The sequence below is a fragment of the Escherichia sp. MOD1-EC6300 genome (genome assembly GCF_002965045.1).
GTDB lineage: Bacteria > Pseudomonadota > Gammaproteobacteria > Enterobacterales > Enterobacteriaceae > Escherichia > Escherichia coli_F.
Genome location: NZ_PTRH01000002.1, coordinates 389,926 through 410,099, shown reverse-complemented (window position 1 = coordinate 410,099; position 20,174 = coordinate 389,926). Strand labels below are relative to the sequence as shown.

General features: G+C 43.6%; 18 protein-coding genes. 7 read left to right on the top strand and 11 right to left on the bottom strand.

The features are described from left to right. The first annotated feature begins 3 nt into the window (after positions 1 to 3). The 7 genes from hisD to hisIE are packed head-to-tail and all read left to right on the top strand — an operon-like array spanning position 4 to position 6,132. Positions 4 to 1,308 carry a histidinol dehydrogenase gene (hisD, locus tag BGE37_RS04620; RefSeq protein WP_001567685.1) on the top strand — a complete coding sequence of 435 codons (1,305 nt, stop codon included), beginning with the start codon at positions 4 to 6 and terminating at the stop codon, positions 1,306 to 1,308. After that, positions 1,305 to 2,375, top strand: coding sequence for a histidinol-phosphate transaminase (gene hisC / locus BGE37_RS04615; protein WP_000108967.1), 1,071 nt, complete (start codon positions 1,305 to 1,307; stop codon positions 2,373 to 2,375). The genes hisD and hisC overlap by 4 nt, the downstream gene beginning before the upstream one ends. After that, positions 2,375 to 3,442, top strand: coding sequence for a bifunctional histidinol-phosphatase/imidazoleglycerol-phosphate dehydratase HisB (gene hisB / locus BGE37_RS04610; RefSeq protein ID WP_021547024.1), 1,068 nt, complete (start codon positions 2,375 to 2,377; stop codon positions 3,440 to 3,442). Before hisC ends, hisB begins: the two co-directional genes overlap by 1 nt. Continuing rightward, positions 3,442 to 4,032 carry an imidazole glycerol phosphate synthase subunit HisH gene (gene hisH, locus BGE37_RS04605; protein WP_001103560.1) on the top strand — a complete coding sequence of 197 codons (591 nt, stop codon included), beginning with the start codon at positions 3,442 to 3,444 and terminating at the stop codon, positions 4,030 to 4,032. The genes hisB and hisH overlap by 1 nt, the downstream gene beginning before the upstream one ends. Beyond that, positions 4,032 to 4,769: a 1-(5-phosphoribosyl)-5-[(5-phosphoribosylamino)methylideneamino]imidazole-4-carboxamide isomerase gene (hisA, locus tag BGE37_RS04600; RefSeq protein ID WP_032352978.1), complete on the top strand. Its 738-nt coding sequence runs from the start codon at positions 4,032 to 4,034 to the stop codon at positions 4,767 to 4,769. The genes hisH and hisA overlap by 1 nt, the downstream gene beginning before the upstream one ends. Next, on the top strand, positions 4,751 to 5,527 hold the full coding sequence (gene hisF / locus BGE37_RS04595; RefSeq protein WP_000880199.1) for an imidazole glycerol phosphate synthase subunit HisF: 777 nt from the start codon (positions 4,751 to 4,753) through the stop codon (positions 5,525 to 5,527). Before hisA ends, hisF begins: the two co-directional genes overlap by 19 nt. After that, the gene (hisIE, locus tag BGE37_RS04590) at positions 5,521 to 6,132 is read left to right on the top strand and encodes a bifunctional phosphoribosyl-AMP cyclohydrolase/phosphoribosyl-ATP diphosphatase HisIE (RefSeq protein ID WP_000954871.1); all 612 of its coding nucleotides are present in this window, start codon (positions 5,521 to 5,523) and stop codon (positions 6,130 to 6,132) included. The genes hisF and hisIE overlap by 7 nt, the downstream gene beginning before the upstream one ends. A gap of 96 nt (positions 6,133 to 6,228) precedes the next feature. Here hisIE and wzzB read toward each other — a convergent pair whose 3' ends face one another. The 11 genes from wzzB to wcaM all read right to left on the bottom strand — a co-directional run bounded on the left by wzzB (position 6,229) and on the right by wcaM (position 20,165). Then, a complete protein-coding gene (gene wzzB / locus BGE37_RS04580) occupies positions 6,229 to 7,206 on the bottom strand; it encodes an LPS O-antigen chain length determinant protein WzzB (RefSeq protein ID WP_096967299.1) in 978 nt (325 codons plus the stop codon). A gap of 146 nt (positions 7,207 to 7,352) precedes the next feature. After that, on the bottom strand, positions 7,353 to 8,519 hold the full coding sequence (ugd, locus tag BGE37_RS04575; RefSeq protein WP_072662075.1) for a UDP-glucose 6-dehydrogenase: 1,167 nt from the start codon (positions 8,517 to 8,519) through the stop codon (positions 7,353 to 7,355). A gap of 248 nt (positions 8,520 to 8,767) precedes the next feature. Beyond that, positions 8,768 to 10,174 (bottom strand): NADP-dependent phosphogluconate dehydrogenase, encoded by a 1,407-nt coding sequence (gene gndA / locus BGE37_RS04570; RefSeq protein WP_000043483.1) that lies wholly within the window; start codon positions 10,172 to 10,174, stop codon positions 8,768 to 8,770. Between the two features lie 101 nt (positions 10,175 to 10,275). Next, on the bottom strand, positions 10,276 to 11,427 hold the full coding sequence (locus BGE37_RS04565; protein WP_096972536.1) for a glycosyltransferase family 4 protein: 1,152 nt from the start codon (positions 11,425 to 11,427) through the stop codon (positions 10,276 to 10,278). Position 11,428: 1 nt separating this feature from the next. Further along, entirely contained in the window at positions 11,429 to 12,541 is a 1,113-nt protein-coding gene (locus BGE37_RS04560) for a hypothetical protein (protein WP_072662073.1), read from the bottom strand. Beyond that, entirely contained in the window at positions 12,531 to 13,634 is a 1,104-nt protein-coding gene (locus BGE37_RS04555; protein ID WP_060659476.1) for a hypothetical protein, read from the bottom strand. Before BGE37_RS04555 ends, BGE37_RS04560 begins: the two co-directional genes overlap by 11 nt. Then, positions 13,631 to 14,773: a glycosyltransferase family 4 protein gene (locus BGE37_RS04550; RefSeq protein ID WP_060659475.1), complete on the bottom strand. Its 1,143-nt coding sequence runs from the start codon at positions 14,771 to 14,773 to the stop codon at positions 13,631 to 13,633. The genes BGE37_RS04555 and BGE37_RS04550 overlap by 4 nt, the downstream gene beginning before the upstream one ends. Next, complete coding sequence (wecB, locus tag BGE37_RS04545; RefSeq protein WP_060659491.1) at positions 14,766 to 15,902, bottom strand: non-hydrolyzing UDP-N-acetylglucosamine 2-epimerase; 1,137 nt, start codon at positions 15,900 to 15,902, stop codon at positions 14,766 to 14,768. Before wecB ends, BGE37_RS04550 begins: the two co-directional genes overlap by 8 nt. 10 nt (positions 15,903 to 15,912) lie before the next feature. Further along, complete coding sequence (locus BGE37_RS04540; RefSeq protein WP_072662072.1) at positions 15,913 to 17,358, bottom strand: MOP flippase family protein; 1,446 nt, start codon at positions 17,356 to 17,358, stop codon at positions 15,913 to 15,915. A gap of 344 nt (positions 17,359 to 17,702) precedes the next feature. Beyond that, on the bottom strand, positions 17,703 to 18,596 hold the full coding sequence (gene galF, locus BGE37_RS04530) for a UTP--glucose-1-phosphate uridylyltransferase GalF (protein ID WP_000183063.1): 894 nt from the start codon (positions 18,594 to 18,596) through the stop codon (positions 17,703 to 17,705). Between the two features lie 174 nt (positions 18,597 to 18,770). After that, positions 18,771 to 20,165 (bottom strand): colanic acid biosynthesis protein WcaM, encoded by a 1,395-nt coding sequence (wcaM, locus tag BGE37_RS04525; protein WP_072662071.1) that lies wholly within the window; start codon positions 20,163 to 20,165, stop codon positions 18,771 to 18,773. Positions 20,166 to 20,174: the final 9 nt, after the last annotated feature.

Sequence of the window (20,174 nt, the reverse complement as noted above, 5' to 3'; positions counted from 1 at the left end):
GCCATGAGCTTTAACACAATCATTGACTGGAATAGCTGTACTGCGGAGCAACAACGCCAGCTGTTAATGCGCCCGGCGATCTCCGCTTCTGAAAGCATTACCCGCACTGTTAACGATATTCTCGATAACGTGAAAGCACGCGGCGATGAGGCCCTGCGGGAATACAGCGCGAAGTTTGATAAAACCACGGTTACCGCACTGAAGGTGTCTGCTGAGGAGATCGCCGCCGCTAGCGAACGCCTGAGCGACGAGCTAAAACAGGCGATGGCGGTGGCAGTGAAGAATATTGAAACCTTCCACACTGCGCAAAAACTGCCGCCGGTAGATGTAGAAACGCAGCCAGGCGTGCGTTGCCAGCAGGTCACGCGCCCGGTCGCTTCAGTTGGGTTGTATATTCCTGGCGGCTCCGCCCCGCTCTTCTCAACGGTATTAATGCTGGCGACTCCGGCGCGTATTGCGGGCTGTAAAAAAGTGGTGCTGTGCTCACCGCCGCCGATTGCCGATGAGATCCTTTATGCGGCGCAGCTGTGCGGTGTGCAGGACGTGTTTAACGTCGGCGGCGCACAGGCCATTGCCGCACTGGCGTTTGGTACGGAATCTGTGCCGAAAGTGGACAAAATCTTCGGGCCGGGCAACGCCTTTGTCACCGAAGCGAAACGTCAGGTGAGCCAGCGTCTGGACGGTGCGGCGATCGATATGCCCGCAGGCCCGTCGGAAGTGTTGGTCATTGCCGACAGCGGCGCTACGCCGGATTTCGTGGCTTCTGATTTGCTTTCTCAGGCTGAACACGGCCCGGACTCACAGGTGATTTTACTGACGCCCGCTGCTGATATGGCGCGTCGCGTTGCCGAGGCCGTCGAACGCCAACTGGCAGAACTGCCGCGTGCCGAAACCGCACGTCAGGCACTGAGCGCCAGCCGCCTTATTGTGACCAACGATTTAGCACAGTGCGTAGAGATCTCCAACCAGTACGGCCCGGAGCACCTGATCATTCAGACCCGCAACGCCCGCGACCTGGTCGATGGCATCACCAGCGCCGGTTCGGTATTTCTTGGTGACTGGTCACCGGAATCGGCAGGTGATTACGCCTCCGGAACCAACCATGTTCTACCGACTTACGGTTACACCGCCACCTGTTCCAGCCTCGGCCTGGCGGATTTCCAGAAGCGTATGACCGTGCAGGAACTGTCGAAAGAAGGTTTCTCCGCGCTGGCTTCGACCATTGAAACACTGGCCGCCGCCGAGCGCCTGACCGCCCACAAAAATGCCGTTACTTTGCGTGTTAACGCCCTTAAGGAGCAAGCATGAGCACCGTGACTATTACCGATTTAGCGCGTGAAAACGTCCGCAACCTGACGCCGTATCAGTCGGCGCGTCGTCTGGGCGGTAATGGCGACGTCTGGCTGAACGCCAACGAATATCCCACAGCCGTGGAGTTTCAGCTTACTCAGCAAACGCTCAACCGCTACCCGGAATGCCAGCCGAAAGCGGTGATTGAAAATTACGCGCAATATGCAGGCGTAAAACCGGAACAGGTGCTGGTCAGCCGTGGCGCGGACGAAGGTATTGAACTACTGATTCGCGCTTTTTGCGAACCGGGTAAAGACGCCATCCTCTACTGCCCGCCAACGTACGGCATGTACAGCGTCAGCGCCGAAACGATTGGCGTCGAGTGCCGCACAGTGCCGACGCTGGAAAACTGGCAACTGGACTTACAGGGCATTTCCGACAAGCTGGACGGCGTAAAAGTGGTCTATGTTTGCAGCCCCAACAACCCAACCGGGCAACTGATCAATCCGCAGGATTTTCGCACCCTGCTGGAGTTAACGCGCGGTAAGGCGATTGTGGTTGCCGATGAAGCCTATATAGAGTTTTGTCCACAGGCATCGCTGGCTGGCTGGCTGGCGGAATATCCGCACCTGGCTATTTTGCGCACACTGTCGAAAGCTTTTGCTCTGGCGGGGCTTCGTTGCGGATTTACGTTGGCAAACGAAGAAGTCATCAACCTGCTGATGAAAGTGATCGCCCCCTACCCGCTCTCGACGCCGGTTGCCGACATTGCGGCCCAGGCGTTAAGCCCGCAGGGGATCGTCGCCATGCGCGAACGGGTGGCGCAAATTATTGCAGAACGCGAATACCTGATTGCCGCCCTGAAAGAGATCCCCTGCGTGGAGCAGGTTTTCGACTCTGAAACCAACTACATTCTGGCGCGCTTTAAAGCCTCCAGTGCAGTGTTTAAATCTTTGTGGGATCAGGGCATTATCTTACGTGATCAGAATAAACAACCCTCTTTAAGCGGCTGCCTGCGAATTACCGTCGGAACCCGTGAAGAAAGCCAGCGCGTCATTGACGCCTTACGTGCGGAGCAAGTTTGATGAGTCAGAAGTATCTTTTTATCGATCGCGATGGAACCCTGATTAGCGAACCGCCGAGTGATTTTCAGGTGGACCGTTTTGACAAACTCGCCTTTGAACCGGGCGTGATCCCGGAGCTACTGAAGCTGCAAAAAGCGGGCTACAAGCTGGTGATGATCACTAATCAGGATGGTCTTGGAACACAAAGTTTCCCGCAGGCGGATTTCGATGGCCCGCACAACCTGATGATGCAGATCTTCACCTCGCAAGGCGTACAGTTTGATGAAGTGCTGATTTGTCCGCACCTGCCCGCCGATGAGTGCGACTGCCGTAAGCCGAAAGTAAAACTGGTGGAGCGTTATCTTGCTGAGCAAGCGATGGATCGTGCCAACAGTTATGTGATTGGCGATCGCGCGACCGATATTCAACTCGCTCAAAACATGGGCGTTAATGGTTTACGCTACGACCGCGAAACCCTGAACTGGCCGATGATTGGCGAGCAACTCACTAAACGAGACCGTTACGCCCATGTAGTGCGCAACACCAAAGAGACGCAAATTGACGTTCAGGTGTGGCTGGATCGCGAAGGTGGCAGCAAGATTAACACCGGTGTTGGCTTCTTTGATCACATGCTGGATCAGATCGCCACCCACGGCGGTTTCCGCATGGAAATCAACGTCAAAGGCGACCTCTATATCGACGATCACCACACCGTCGAAGATACCGGCCTGGCGCTGGGCGAAGCGTTAAAAATTGCCCTTGGCGACAAACGCGGTATTTGCCGCTTTGGTTTTGTGCTACCGATGGACGAATGCCTTGCCCGCTGTGCACTGGATATCTCTGGTCGCCCGCACCTGGAATATAAAGCTGAATTTACCTACCAACGCGTGGGCGATCTCAGCACCGAAATGATCGAGCACTTCTTCCGTTCGCTCTCATACACCATGGGCGTGACCCTGCACCTGAAAACCAAAGGTAAAAACGATCACCACCGTGTAGAGAGCCTGTTCAAAGCCTTTGGTCGCACCCTGCGCCAGGCCATCCGCGTGGAAGGCGATACCCTGCCCTCGTCGAAAGGAGTGCTGTAATGAACGTGGTGATCCTTGATACTGGCTGCGCCAACCTGAACTCGGTGAAGTCTGCCATTGCGCGTCACGGTTATGAACCCAAAGTCAGCCGTGACCCGGACGTCGTGTTGCTGGCCGATAAACTATTTTTACCCGGCGTTGGCACTGCACAAGCAGCGATGGATCAGGTGCGTGAGCGCGAGCTGTTTGATCTCATCAAAGCCTGTACCCAACCGGTGCTGGGCATCTGCTTAGGGATGCAACTGCTGGGGCGGCGCAGCGAAGAGAGCAACGGCGTCGATTTGCTGGGCATCATCGACGAAGATGTGCCGAAAATGACCGACTTTGGTCTACCGCTGCCGCATATGGGCTGGAACCGCGTTTACCCGCAGGCAGGCAACCGCCTGTTTCAGGGGATTGAAGACGGAGCGTACTTTTACTTTGTTCACAGCTACGCAATGCCAGTCAATCCGTGGACCATCGCCCAGTGTAATTACGGCGAACCGTTCACCGCGGCGGTACAAAAAGATAACTTCTACGGCGTGCAGTTCCACCCGGAGCGTTCTGGTGCCGCTGGCGCTAAGTTGCTGAAAAACTTCCTGGAGATGTGATGATTATTCCGGCATTAGATTTAATCGACGGCACCGTGGTGCGTCTCCATCAGGGCGATTACGGCAAACAGCGCGATTACGGTAACGACCCGCTGCCGCGCTTACAGGATTACGCCGCGCAGGGTGCCGAAGTGCTGCATCTGGTGGATCTGACCGGGGCAAAAGATCCGGCTAAACGTCAAATCCCGCTGATTAAAACTCTGGTGGCGGGCGTTAACGTTCCGGTGCAGGTTGGCGGCGGCGTGCGTAGCGAAGATGACGTGGCGGCGTTACTGGAAGCGGGCGTTGCGCGTGTGGTGGTCGGTTCCACCGCGGTGAAATCACCAGAAAGGGTGAAAGGCTGGTTTGAACGTTTCGGTGCCGATGCCTTAGTGTTGGCGCTGGATGTCCGTATTGACGAGCAAGGCAACAAGCAGGTAGCGGTCAGCGGCTGGCAAGAGAATTCGGGTGTGTCGCTGGAACAACTGGTGGAAACCTATCTGCCCGTCGGCCTGAAGCATGTGCTGTGTACCGATATCTCGCGCGACGGCACGCTGGCAGGCTCTAACGTCTCTTTATATGAAGAAGTGTGCGCCAGATATCCGCAGGTGGCATTTCAGTCCTCCGGCGGTATTGGCGACATTGATGATGTCGCTGCCCTGCGTGGTACTGGTGTACGCGGCGTAATAGTTGGTCGTGCATTACTGGAAGGTAAATTCACCGTGAAGGAGGCCATCGCATGCTGGCAAAACGCATAATTCCATGTCTCGACGTTCGTGATGGTCAGGTGGTGAAAGGCGTACAGTTTCGCAACCATGAAATCATTGGCGATATCGTGCCGCTGGCAAAACGCTACGCTGAAGAAGGCGCTGACGAACTGGTGTTCTACGATATCACCGCTTCCAGCGATGGCCGTGTGGTAGATAAAAGCTGGGTATCTCGCGTGGCGGAAGTGATCGACATTCCGTTCTGCGTGGCGGGTGGGATTAAGTCTCTGGAAGATGCCGCGAAAATTCTTTCCTTTGGCGCGGATAAAATTTCCATCAACTCCCCTGCGCTGGCGGAGCCGACATTAATCACTCGCCTGGCGGATCGCTTTGGCGTGCAGTGTATTGTGGTCGGTATTGATACCTGGTACGACGCTGAAACCGGTAAATATCATGTGAATCAATATACCGGCGATGAAAGCCGCACCCGCGTCACTCAGTGGGAAACGCTCGACTGGGTACAGGAAGTACAAAAACGCGGTGCCGGAGAAATCGTCCTCAACATGATGAATCAGGACGGCGTGCGTAACGGTTACGACCTCGAACAACTGAAAAAAGTACGTGAAGTTTGCCACGTCCCGCTGATTGCCTCCGGTGGCGCGGGCACCATGGAACACTTCCTCGAAGCCTTCCGCGATGCCGACGTTGACGGTGCGCTGGCAGCTTCTGTATTCCACAAACAAATTATCAATATTGGTGAATTAAAAGCGTACCTGGCAACACAGGGCGTGGAGATCAGGATATGTTAACAGAACAACAACGTCGCGAACTGGACTGGGAAAAAACCGACGGACTTATGCCGGTGATTGTGCAACACGCGGTATCCGGTGAAGTGTTAATGCTGGGCTATATGAACCCGGAAGCCTTAGATAAAACCATCGAAAGCGGCAAAGTCACCTTCTTCTCGCGCACTAAACAGCGACTGTGGACCAAAGGCGAAACGTCGGGCAATTTCCTCAACGTAGTAAATATTGCGCCGGACTGCGACAACGACACGTTACTGGTGCTGGCGAATCCCATCGGCCCGACCTGCCACAAAGGCACCAGCAGCTGCTTCGGCGATACCGCTCACCAGTGGCTGTTCCTGTATCAACTGGAACAATTGCTCGCCGAACGTAAATCTGCCGATCCGGAAACCTCCTATACCGCCAAACTGTATGCCAGCGGCACCAAACGCATTGCGCAGAAAGTGGGCGAAGAAGGGGTGGAAACCGCACTGGCAGCGACAGTACATGACCGCTTTGAGCTGAAGAATGAGGCATCTGACTTGGTGTATCACCTGTTGGTGCTGTTGCAGGATCAGGATCTGGATTTAACAACGGTGATTGAGAACCTGCGCAAACGGCATCAGTGAGTTGCGGGGTAAGCGGATGCGACAACAACATCGCATCCGGCAAAAAAAACGGGCAAGGTGTCACCACCCTGCCCTTTTTCTTTAAAACCGAAAAGATTACTTCGCGTTGTAATTACGCAGAGCGTTACGCCCCAACACAATCCCCGCGCCAACCATGCCGCCCAGCAGCACCGCCAGAATCAAGGTAATTGCCTTTTTCGGGCTATCGCGACGAATAGGTAACGTCGGTTTCATCACATAACGGTAAGCATGAATATCAAGATCATCAACCTTTAAGTTTTCAATATCCAGCAGGTTTTGACGTGTCTGATAGTAGTTTGATGAGAACACCAACGGACGAGTCGCCTCATGCTTAATCATCGACTCCAGCGCTTCGCTCCCCAAAAGGAACAACGTATCTTGCGTCACATCTTCAGTCTGCTGAACCTGTGGCTTTGTCACCTGCGCCTGATTCGCATACTGCAACGCTTCCTGAATCTGACGGATACGCAGATCTTTCTGCTCCTGCGCAACCACTTCCTGGGTCTTCAGCGAATCCTGCAAGTTTTTCATACGCAGCGCGATGTTGTCTTTCAGGTCTTTTTCCAGTTCTTCGTTTACCTGGTCGTCAACTTGCTGGATATACTTCGCCAGCTGCTTCTGCGCACCTTCAGCTGTTTCACCAACATAAGAAACGGCTAAAGGTAATGACTGATTTTTGACGGTAGGCTCAATGGTCAGCTTTTCTGCTTCTTCCTGGTTATCCAGCGTTTCCGCTAATGCTGAGAATGCAGTGCTGTAACGTCCGATAAGTGAAGCCTGAATGTCGGAGACTTTCGGTACAGCCGATCCGTAGATCACATTCATCGCGTTGGTATAACCAGCGATTTGCCCCACATCAGGTTGAGTAACGATAGCTGTGGAAGTCCACTTTTCTTTGGCAACGGCCAGATACCCTATAGCCAGGGCAATAGCAACAATGACAGAGATGATAATTGTCATCTTGCCGCGCCACAACTGCACCAGTAAATCAATCAAATCAATCTGTTCCGGGTCATGGTTTTGCCCAGAAACATTATTATTTTCTACTCTCATCATTACCCTAACGGACGAAATAATTTTAAGTCGCCATAGTTTAGCGATAATCGCCATGAATGCTATAGGATAAATGATAAAAATAATGAATTATTACAAAGGGAACATAAGAGAATCAGGGCGAAAATCGCCCTGATAACAGGATGTTAGTCGCTGCCAAAGAGATCGCGGGTGTATACCTTATCTGCCACATCCCTAAGCTCTTCTGCCATACGGTTGGAAATAATGACGTCAGCTTGTTGTTTGAAGGTGGCGAGATCACGTTCCAGGCGAGAGTTGAAGAATGAGTCTTCTTTCATCACTGGCTCGTAGATGATTACTTCAACGCCTTTCGCCTTGATACGTTTCATAATCCCCTGAATGGAAGACGCGCGGAAGTTATCTGAACCGCTCTTCATAATCAGACGATAAATACCCACCACTTGCGGCTTGCGTGACAAAATGGCATCGGCAATAAAATCTTTACGCGTGCGGTTTGCATCGACAATTGCCGAAATCAGGTTATTCGGCACAGACTGGTAGTTCGCCAGTAACTGCTTGGTATCTTTCGGCAGACAATAACCACCATAACCAAACGACGGATTGTTGTAATGGTTGCCAATGCGTGGGTCGAGACAAACGCCTTCGATAATCTGGCGAGTATTCAGACCTAAACTTTCTGCATAGCTATCCAGTTCATTAAAGTATGCTACGCGCATCGCCAGATAGGTATTAGCGAAAAGTTTAATCGCTTCTGCTTCAGTGGAGTCGGTAAATAGTGTAGGGATATTTTGCTTAATCGCGCCTTCCTGTAATAACGCAGCAAAACGTTCTGCGCGTTCTGAACGCTCACCGATTACAATACGTGACGGATGAAGGTTATCGTAAAGAGCTTTACCTTCGCGGAGGAATTCCGGAGAGAAAATAAGGTTATCGATACCCAGACGTTCTTTAATTGATTTGGTGAAACCTACCGGAATTGTAGATTTAATCACCATGACAGCATTAGGATTAATTTCTGTCACATCGCGAATGACCGCTTCCACGCTTGAGGTATTAAAATAATTTGTTTTCGGGTCATAATCGGTAGGCGTGGCAATAATAACGTAATCGGCATTTTTATACGCGTCAAACTTATCTGTCGTAGCGCGGAAATTGAGATCTTTAGTCTCCAGATACTCTTCAATCTCCTTATCAACAATCGGTGACTGCTTCTTGTTAAGCATGTCCACTTTGGCCTGAACGATATCCAGTGCAACCACTTCGTGGTTTTGCGCAATCAGAATACCATTTGAAAGACCAACATAACCTGTTCCTGAAATTGTTATTTTCATTAGCTCTGACTTCTTCCGGTTAAACATTTAGAGTGGTCATTAATCCACCACCACATCTTCATCTACTGCGGGATTTTTAACGCCGATGCGGATGAACTGTCAAGGCAGCGATCCTGCTGTGCGACTCTGTATTATATCGCTTTTTTAACCATAAATTATAAAAAAAGGCCATAACCTGCCGCTTTGTATAATAAAAAAGCCCGGAGGGTTTCTCCGGGCCTTGCATTGATTAATTGATTTAAATCAGATTAATCCAGCCATTCAGTATGGAACACACCTTCTTTATCAATGCGCTTATAAGTATGCGCACCGAAGTAGTCACGCTGTGCCTGGATCAGGTTCGCAGGCAGAACAGCGGCACGGTAGCTGTCATAATAGGCAACCGCAGCGGCGAAGGTCGGAACCGGGATACCGTTCTGTACTGCATAAGCAACGACATCGCGCAGCGCCTGCTGGTAATCATCGGCAATTTGTTTAAAGTACGGAGCCAGCAGCAGGTTAGCGATCTGCGGATTTTCGGCATATGCATCGGTGATTTTCTGCAGGAACTGCGCACGGATGATGCAGCCAGCACGGAAAATCTTCGCGATTTCGCCGTAGTTCAGATCCCAGTTGTACTCTTCAGACGCAGCACGCAGCTGAGAGAAGCCCTGGGCGTAAGAAACGATTTTGCCCAGATACAGAGCACGACGAACTTTTTCGATGAACTCAGCCTTGTCGCCAGCTGGCTGCGCTTGCGGGCCAGAGAGAACTTTAGATGCGGCAACGCGCTGATCTTTCAGAGACGAGATATAACGTGCAAACACAGACTCGGTAATAAGCGACAGTGGTTCACCGAGATCCAGCGCACTCTGGCTGGTCCATTTGCCAGTACCTTTGTTTGCTGCTTCATCCAGAATCACATCAACCAGGTAGTTACCGTCTTCATCTTTTTTGGTGAAGATATCTTTGGTGATGTCGATCAGGTAGCTGCTTAGTTCACCGTTATTCCACTCGGTAAACGTCTGCGCCAGTTCTTCGTTGGTGAGGTTCAGGCCACCTTTAAGCAGAGAATAGGCTTCAGCAATCAGCTGCATATCGCCGTATTCAATACCGTTGTGAACCATCTTCACATAGTGACCTGCACCATCGGCACCAATATAGGTAACGCATGGCTCACCGTCTTCAGCTACTGCGGCGATTTTGGTCAGGATCGGTGCAACCAGTTCATAGGCTTCTTTCTGCCCACCAGGCATAATGGAAGGACCTTTCAGCGCACCTTCTTCACCGCCGGAAACACCGGTACCGATAAAATTAAAGCCTTCGGCAGAAAGCTCACGGTTACGACGAATGGTGTCCTGGAAGAAGGTATTACCACCATCAATGATGATGTCGCCTTTATCGAGATATGGTTTGAGGGAATCAATAGCAGCATCCGTGCCTGCACCTGCTTTCACCATTAACAGGATGCGACGAGGCGTTTCCAGAGATTCAACAAACTCTTTCACCGTATAGTAAGGAACCAGTTTCTTGCCTGGATTTTCAGCAATTACTTCTTCCGTCTTTTCACGGGAACGGTTGAAAATAGAGACGGTATAACCACGGCTTTCGATGTTGAGCGCAAGGTTGCGCCCCATCACTGCCATACCGACGACGCCGATCTGTTGCTTTGACATTGTTTACTCCTGTCAGGGGGTGGACATGATTAATCTAGATCATTATAACTAATTTCAAATCATGTTTATCTGGATGAGAAATCAAATCCCTTGATAAATTATCAACAAACATGATCTCTATATATTTTTTCTATTCTTTTTATTCTAAGATTAATGTCATAATGCTTCAAAACTTTTTTTCGACATTCTTTTGACATTTTATCATATTGTCCATCCTTATTAATATCTAATACTGCTGTGATAAATGTATTAATATCATTAAGCTCAATAAGGTAACCATCTACACCATGTGTCACTAAAGTTTTATTACCATTGATATTAGATACAATACAGGGTAAACCTGTAGATTGCGCTTCAAGAATAGCTAATGGCATACCTTCCCAACGAGATGGCAATACAAACACATCACTAGCCTTAAGGATGTCGTGGATGTCATCTCGCCAACCAAGGAGCAATATTTTCTTGGCAGTATCTCTAGTAATATATTTTTTTAATTCTGTCGCCAACTCACCATCACCAACAATGACAAAAATAGCATTAGGAAGTAGGTTGTTTGATATTATATACTTGGCAACCTCAGCAAAATACATAGGGTTTTTTTGGGGCCACAATCGCCCAACCATGGTATAAACAATTGATTCGTCATCCACTCCTAAAATATTTTTTTTGCATTGAGCTTTTGACTCACAGGGAGTGTATTTTTCCACATCAACACCATTTGGTATAACCTCTATTTTATCTGATGATATTTTTAATATTGTTTGACAGATTTTTTTATCATCCTCATGTAAACAAATAATTTTGGTAGAACATTTCGCTCCAATACGTTCTAAAATACGATATAAAAGCCTAACATAAGAACGTTTCGCACTTTCAAATGCGAAACCGTGTACTGTATGTATAATGCATGGAACCCCTGCAAGTTTAGCTGCAACTCGCCCTAAAACACCTGTCTTAGATGAGTGGGTATGCACAATATCATATTTCTCACGTTTAAAATTTTTATAAAGTAAATACAAGGATCTCAAATCATTTATTAGGGAAATCTCTCTACATAAAGAAGGTATATAGAATTTATTGATATCTTCTCTAAGACCATCGACTAAAGGACCTGGCTCTTTGCATATAACGGATATTTCATATTCATTTTTCGGCAAGCGTTCAATTTCTTGTAAAGAAACCCGTTGCACGCCACTAAGTAAAGGCATTAACTGAACGTGGACTATTTTAGTTTTCTGTTTATTCAACGACATATCAATGCAACCCCAAATTAGTGTTATTGTTTAACGGAGTAGAGAGCAATGTAAGTGATGCTATAGACAATGGGATATATATTTTTAGCATTTCAATTGCAGGGAGTGAAAAAAACAAACAAAACAATATATATATATATACATACATTATGGACAAATGGCTGGCATTTTTTTTCTTAAAATACAATATGAAAATCATCGTTATAATTACAATGAACCAGACAGTTTGGAGCATACCTAAATCTATAAGAAAGTCAACTATTAGATTATGTGAAAATATCATGCCTGTTTCTGTATTAAATCGACCAAGATAACCTACCAGAGGTGTATCAATTATTAACTTTGTTGCTGTCCTAAGAATCAACTCTCTTTCTAAATTACTTTCACCAACAGTGCTCCTAATATTCAAGATTAATGGAACCATAATAACTAATAAAGAAGTGCTTAAAATCTTAGTTATAACATTTGCATTTTTGAGCATATATAATAAACAACATAAAAGTAATGCAATTAACGGACCACGGGAGGACATTATATACATAACAAAAAATAGTAGTACTATTGCTGGCAGATTGAGAATATTTTTTTTACTAACATGGGCTAAAGCAATGATGCCAAGTCCCGCAACAATGGAGATACTAATAGGGCTTGAAAAATAAATGCTTCTTGTAGCTGTTTGAAAACCTTTCTCTACTAATTCAATGCTACCTAGACAGATAATCAATCCAATAAAACAATAAATCATTAAATATTTATAAAGTTTATCGTTTATTTCATTTACAAGGCCGGAATCCAATAAAGGTATTGAACATATTAAACCGCAAATAATTGAGAGAATTTGGATATTAATAACTTCATTATGGACTGGACTTAGATATAGACTTATTATTATGGTTGATAAAAGTAACGCTGATAAGATCAACCACACAAGAATTATTTTATAGCGAAATTGAGTTTTAATTAGAAATAATCGTATTATGCAAAAAAACAAAAAAACAGGATATATAAAATTTAGAGGAACTTCGTATCTTGCTATCACCCCTTCATTTACGAATGGTGTCAGGATCATAATTGCAAATACATTTATAATTATAAAGTTAATGCTATTTACCATGTTTATCTAAGCTCTTTTTAAACACTTCTATTCTGGCAGACTCAGTACATTCTATACCTATTTGCGATCTAATATTAGATAAACTAATATCCTTATCACTCCAGTCGTTTAAAAAACTCTCTATTTTATGTATGTATGAATCAACTTCATTTTGAGTATTAATTGTTAAAATAGCATCCGTTTTTAGACCAGTTTCAATATATCCACTTATAATTGGTAGATTTTGGTTTAAATACTCTGCTGTTTTTAACGCAGAATTATAATTCATTCCTTTACGATACATTGCGAGGGCATTAAAGGCATAACCTGAAGATTTAAGAATCATTTCTAACTCATCTCTTTGCATGTATCCATGAAAAAAAACATTATCTCCCGGTACAAAATCTGAATAATATCTTTGATAATCATCATAAGTCCAACCGACAATATCCAACTTGTAATCATTCAGCTTCTTCATGATTGAAATCATGATATCAATCCCCTGCCAATATTGTCCTGGAGTAGAGACAAATACTATTCTTTTATTTCTATTTTTTTGAACTCGATTAGTTTCCATTTTATTAAATTCAAATCCATTTGGTATTACATAATTATTCTTAATGTAATTACAGAGAGAACATTGAATATCTTCGCTTACGCTTATTGCAGCATTTGATGAACTAAGAATCATCCTTCTTATGGGCTTATATAAAAGCTTTAATAACCAAGATTTTGCTTCAAACTCATTTATATCATGAGAATTCATTTCTATTATAGAATTATACTTCTTTAAAAAACCACATATTCCAGGAAACCAAAAAACATAGCGATAATACAAAACATCGATTTCATTTTTATTTAATTTTCGTCTTAAATGCCTAATAGCAAGAGCACGAGTCAATGTTCGACCCATTTTAAATTTCGCCAACACATTATAACTAATTATATATTCATTCTCATATAAATGAATCTTTTTATTCAAAGATGAATTAGATATATAATAGCACTTTACAAAATTGCCTTGATTTTCCCATTCATGAATTTGTTGTCTGACCTTTTGCAATACCCCTGAATATACATTCATCTCAAGTGGTATAACATAAACTATATTCATTGTTTACCCTCGATATTCAATAACATACTTTTCCATTCATCTTTCCATTTTAAGATGTTAAATGAATCCTTGATCGTATAAAAAGCATTTATAGCCAAACGTTTTCTCTTATCCTCATCATTTATTAACATGCGCATTGCATTGCAAATAGAATCTGTGTTAGGTTCGCACAATAACCCGTTATGATTGTCAATAACGATATTTGTTAATCCTCCAACATTTGTAGATATAACTGCACATCCTGCTGCCATCGCTTCAAGCAAAGAAAGAGATGTGCCTTCTGAACCAATTGAACATACAACAGCTATTGTTTTATCTGCATGAAAAAACAGAGAATCTTCTGGTCTAAAAGAACAAAAATAAACATTATCAAGTCCTTTTAAATCAAGCTCCATTTTCTTTTTATAAGGCCCCTCTCCAGCAATATAAAAATCGACATTGTCATATTCTGAGTTAATACATTTAATTGCTTGACAGAAAAGATGAACTCCGCGTCTTTCGACAAAGCGTCGTGCAAATACAATCGAAATACGATTGTCGTCTTTTATTGGTATAACTTCATATGTATTTGAAAAATTAGGTATTACTTTTGTTTGCTTTAATGCTTTATTATTTTTATATGTTCGATACCAGTTTATAAAATTATAGTCCACACATACATGATAATCAGAACGCTCAAATTTCCTTATTGCGTTAAAACGTTGAGCAAAACGATATAATGAATAAAATGGCGTCCCAATGAGATTTCTCTTGAGCCTATTTTCTATTCCTTCTATATCAAATGTAATTCCATGCTGAATAGATATTGTCTTTATTTCTCTTATCTTAACTGAAGTTTGATCATTCCCCCAAATAACAACACCATCAGATTTTATAAGTTCAACAGCTTTACTTGCTAATTCTCTAAAACTGACTAATTTATCCACTTTTTTATTTTCAGCAAGAAAACAAACATTCCTATACTGTCGTTCGAATTGTTTATATCCTCTTTGTAAAACTAAGACTGATTTCCCCATCTCTTGAATAAGGAGAGCTAACTCTACCAAGTATGTTTGTATTCCACCGATAGTCACCTTTTCCCCATCATAACTATAGATTCGATCATAAATTATGATATAATCATATTTATTTTTATTCATTATTTAACCCCTTGAGAATGTGTATAATTTTATCTACTGCTTTTCCATCACCATAGGGATTTAATGATTGGCTCATCATTTCGTACAAACCTTTATTGTTAAGCAATTCTTGCACTGATTTCATAATAATATTCTTATTAGTACCTACAATTTTAACGGTACCCGCTTTTACTGCCTCTGGTCTTTCAGTTGTATCCCTCATGACCAAAACAGGTTTGCCAAGTGATGGTGCTTCCTCTTGGATACCGCCAGAATCTGTCAGTATTAGGTAAGATTTTGACATCATATATATAAATGGTAAATATTGAAGTGGTTCTATAAGAAAGATATTATTGATATTACTAAGATGAGTAGACACAACCTCTCTAACATTTGGATTTTTATGGACAGGAAAAACAATTTGAATATTATTATTTGTCAAAGCTAGTTCACGCAATGCCTGACATATATTAACAAAACCATTCCCAAAATTTTCGCGCCTATGCGCAGTTACCAAAATAAGTTTACAATTATTGTCAATATATGAAAACTCTTTTTGTAATAGGGATTTAATATCATTGGAAGTTAATATTTTATTTTGAATATAAAATAAAGCGTCAATAACGGTATTACCGGTAACATAAATATCTTTCTCAGGATAATTCTCATTGATAAGATTTCTTTTGGCTTCCTCAGTTGGAGAGAAATGATAATTAGATAGAACTGCCGTAAGTTTTCTATTTGCTTCCTCAGGCCATGGTGAATAAATATCTCCCGTGCGCAGACCAGCTTCTATATGACCAATTTTAATTTTTTTATAAAAACATGCTAAAGATGCAGCAAAAGTTGTTGAAGTATCGCCATGAACAAAAACCAAGTCAGGTTGATACTCATCAAGTATTTTTTCCATTCCTTTCAATATAGTCGAAGTTATATCACTTAGAGTTTGTCGTTCCTTCATTGTATTTAGATCATAATCAGGAATAATATCAAATAGGTTAATAACTTGATCCAACATATCTCTATGTTGTGCGGTAACACAAACCCTCACTGTAAATTCCTCGGCCTTTTTTAAAGCATGTACTAAAGGAGCCATTTTAATTGCTTCAGGCCGTGTACCAAACACAACCAATATTTTTTTTGATGACATTTTATTACTCTCAATTAATTGAACGAAGAACAAATAACCCATGAAGTTTCTTTGGCAGAATATCTATTAAAATATTCCCAAATAGAAATCTATATGAAATTAAATATGCACCACCACCTAATAAAATTTTAAAAAGAAATAAAATTAAACTGGTATCTCCATGATATAAATAATTTATACTTGTTAACACCATGATTAAAATAACAGAACATAATATTGGTGGGGTTAATGATTTAATCAATTTAATTACTGAGCAATTTAACAATTTTAATGTTAAATATAGCACACATAATCCATTTATAATATTTGCAGACAAATAAAATTGAGTAATCGCTATTATATTATATTGAATACCTATCATAATGAAAACTACTATTATGACAGATGACAAAACACTTAACTTCATTATAATATCCGTTCTTCCTTTAGCTGCAAAAAAACACCCTACACTATTGCTTAAAGATTGAATTAAACCTGATGGTGCCAACCAAGTTAATATAATAGCAGCAAGATTCCATTTATTACCAAACAAATGATAAATAAACTCTTCACTTAAAAGCACAATTCCGCAAACAATTGGAAGGGTTAAAGAGGAAATAACCAATAGTGTCTTAATGAAAATATCATTAAGAATATTTGGATTGTCTTGATTTTTACTTAACACCGGGTAAATGGCACGTGTTGCAACTAACGTTACATTTTGCAATGGAAATAACATTATTCTATATGCTAAACTATATGCACCCAATACATTTGAATTAAAAAACTTCCCAATTAACGCACTGTCAATATTTCTTGAAAAAAAAGTTATTAAATTAAATAGAGTCAAATTGACACTGAACTTAAATATATTTTTCAACTCTTTAATATCGACGTATAATGATGGGCGCCATTCATGAAATATCCATAATAAACATGTGGAAAAAATCGAAGATACCATCACCTGTAATACTAAGCTATAGACCCCCCATCCTTTGTATGCACAAAGGATAGCAAAAAATAATCCGATAAACGAACTACATATTTCGATGAGTGCTATTAATCGAAATTTACTTTCTCTTTCAAGTAACGCCTGATGACTTGAACCTGTGCAAACGACTGGAAACATAAATGAGAGTATTATTAATACATTCTTTAGTTCAGGTTCATTGAAAAATACTGCTATTTGATTTGACATTAATATAATTAGAAAAAAAAGAGTCGTACCAAGAAATACATTCAACCAAAATACGCTTGATTTTGTAATTTGACTTAAAATTTTTTTCTGAATTAATGCAGCAGAAGTTCCTAAATCACGCAGTATTGTAATGAAGTTTATTATAATCGTGGCCATAGCCATCAATCCATATTCATGAGGAGAGACTAATCTGGTAAGGACAGTCAAACTTACCACTTGCATAAATATTTTCAAAAACTGGGATAATGCTACCCATTTAGTGTTGTCATAAATTGACATTATACTGCTCGCCTATAATTATTAAGTTTGGGCTTATTATTTGACATCACGCTACCGCCCCTGGCTTTACAGCTACCAGAGCACTGCATGCATGTCTACGATGTGACGAGCGTTACCCACTCGCGCTTAACCCGAAAAATTCAAACGCTAATTGTCTTACCAATCCGCTCTGGAAACAAGGAAAATCCTGGAAAACTTTGACTAAAATCCTATTGCTAACTCGTTGTTATTCTGATTGTTTATATAAAACAACGGCAGGAATATTCGCAGCAAATTACTTTCGCCACGAATCTTCACTGCCGTTATAATTTTCTTATCAACCGTTACATCCGGTCAGATTTTCATTATTCGCTTAACAGCTTCTCAATACCTTTACGGAAATTCGCCCCTTCTTTCAGGTTGCGTAGTCCATACTTCACAAATGCCTGCATATAACCCATTTTTTTACCGCAGTCGTAGCTGTCTCCAGTCATCAGCATGGCATCAACGGACTGTTTTTTCGCCAGTTCAGCAATGGCATCAGTCAGCTGAATACGTCCCCATGCACCTGGCTGAGTGCGTTCAAGTTCCGGCCAAATATCGGCAGAAAGCACATAGCGACCAACGGCCATGATGTCTGAGTCCAGTGTTTGTGGCTGATCCGGTTTTTCGATAAATTCAACAATGCGGCTGACTTTACCTTCGCGATCCAGTGGTTCTTTGGTCTGGATGACGGAGTATTCAGAGAGGTCACCCGGCATACGTTTTGCCAGCACCTGGCTGCGTCCTGTTTCGTTGAAGCGCGCAATCATAGCGGCAAGGTTGTAACGCAGCGGGTCGGCGCTGGCATCATCGATAACAACGTCCGGCAGCACCACGACAAATGGGTTGTCACCAATGGCGGGGCGTGCACACAAAATGGAGTGACCTAAACCTAAAGGTTCGCCCTGACGCACGTTCATAATAGTCACGCCCGGCGGGCAGATAGATTGCACTTCCGCCAGTAGTTGACGCTTCACGCGCTGCTCAAGGAGAGATTCTAATTCATAAGAGGTGTCGAAGTGGTTTTCGACTGCGTTCTTGGACGCGTGAGTCACCAGGAGGATTTCTTTGATCCCTGCAGCCACAATCTCGTCAACAATGTACTGAATCATTGGCTTGTCGACGATCGGTAGCATCTCTTTGGGAATCGCCTTAGTGGCAGGCAACATATGCATCCCAAGACCCGCTACAGGAATAACTGCTTTTAAATTCGTCATTATTTCATCCACCTGTAAAATGGTTGCTGAATTATAGCTTGTTCGATTTTTTTCGCCAGCATCAATTACCCTGTATTGATTACTGAATTACTTGTGATGTTACGCCGCTTCGTTGTGGATTGCAGTAGCATTGTTCCTAAGTATGGCTCCATTTTTCCAGGAATGGTCGCAAATCTACTCCCTCCGTTCCGGCAATCTAAAGTTAATCTTTTCCACATTAACAATATGGTGATTAATCCTGTCGATATCGACGGAGCTTTGTCCTTTTTCATTCACCGCATGAACATTTGCAAGAGACAGCAGTGTTTCTTTTTTCGCCATAAACACGCCGCGAACGTCTTTGCGCATGTCAAAGTTCATGCTCAATGCTGGTCCAACAGAGGATTTCTGCATCACCTTGATATTACGCATAAAAAGATGTTGCGGTTTGTTGTGTAACTCCAACGAGGCACGCTTCATCTCAATGTTAGTCAGCGCCACAAAGGAGACAGCATTCCCGGCGGAGATTTGGATGCCGCGCAATTTATAAGCAAGATGGGTGTTATCCAGTTGAATATTATTCACTCGGAAATTTTGCGGTATCGAGAGATATTTGCCTTTAATTACCCCATAGCCGATTAACATCCCGGCACTATTAATCATTTCAATATTATCAATCACGAAATTGTCACAACCGTAAATAGCAACTGTCGCGTTATCAATGCCTGCTTTCTTACTGAAATCCGGCGTGATATTGCGGGCTTTGATATTACGAATAACAAAATGTTTACCATTTTCAACATGTATCAACTGCCGACAATCCGATCCCATGATATTCGCCACGACAAAGTTTTTCACTGCCTGGTTTTCCGGATAATTATTATCGTAGGTACTTCCCGCAAGGCCTATGCCGATGCCCCAGTTGATTTTGCCGTTAGTACAGTTGATGCGCTCGATGATGTGGTCGGAGATCAAAATATCACTGTCGTTAATTGCCACGTTCCATTCAATGGCGTCGCCCTGTAAGTCGCTGAACTTACAATTGGTGATGTTGGCACCGATAATCTGGTTATGAAATCCCTGACGTAAGATGGCGTAATTAGCGTGGCTAACGTTCAGGTTATCGATGGTCAGGTTGCGCATGACCCGTTTGTTTTTGCCGCCGATATAAATCTGCGTTACCGGACCAAAGCCGCTCATCGCCAGCCCTTTGATGGTGCAGTCAGAACCACGCACATCCAGGGTGATGTTATGCATACTGCCGCCCTCCTCCCCTGTCACCTGGCTGCCGTCCTGTAAGACAAATCGCCCTCTGCCGTTGCCGCGCAGGCTTCCAAGAATGTGTAGCGTTTTGCCAGGAGGAATGAAGATGCCGGTGTTGATATTGTCACAAACGAATCCAGCAGGCACGACGACCGTTTGCCCTTCGCTGAAGGCTTGTTTAAATGAGGCGATCCAGTCGTGTGGATTGTAATCGTTAATGTTAACGCTTGTTCGGGCTGGAAGTGCACGAGCGAAAGGGGTATGGAGGAAGGCAAGCGCCGAGCTTGCCGTCAGGAAGGTGCGTCGGGAGAGTTTTTTAAATGGCATGCGTTCTCC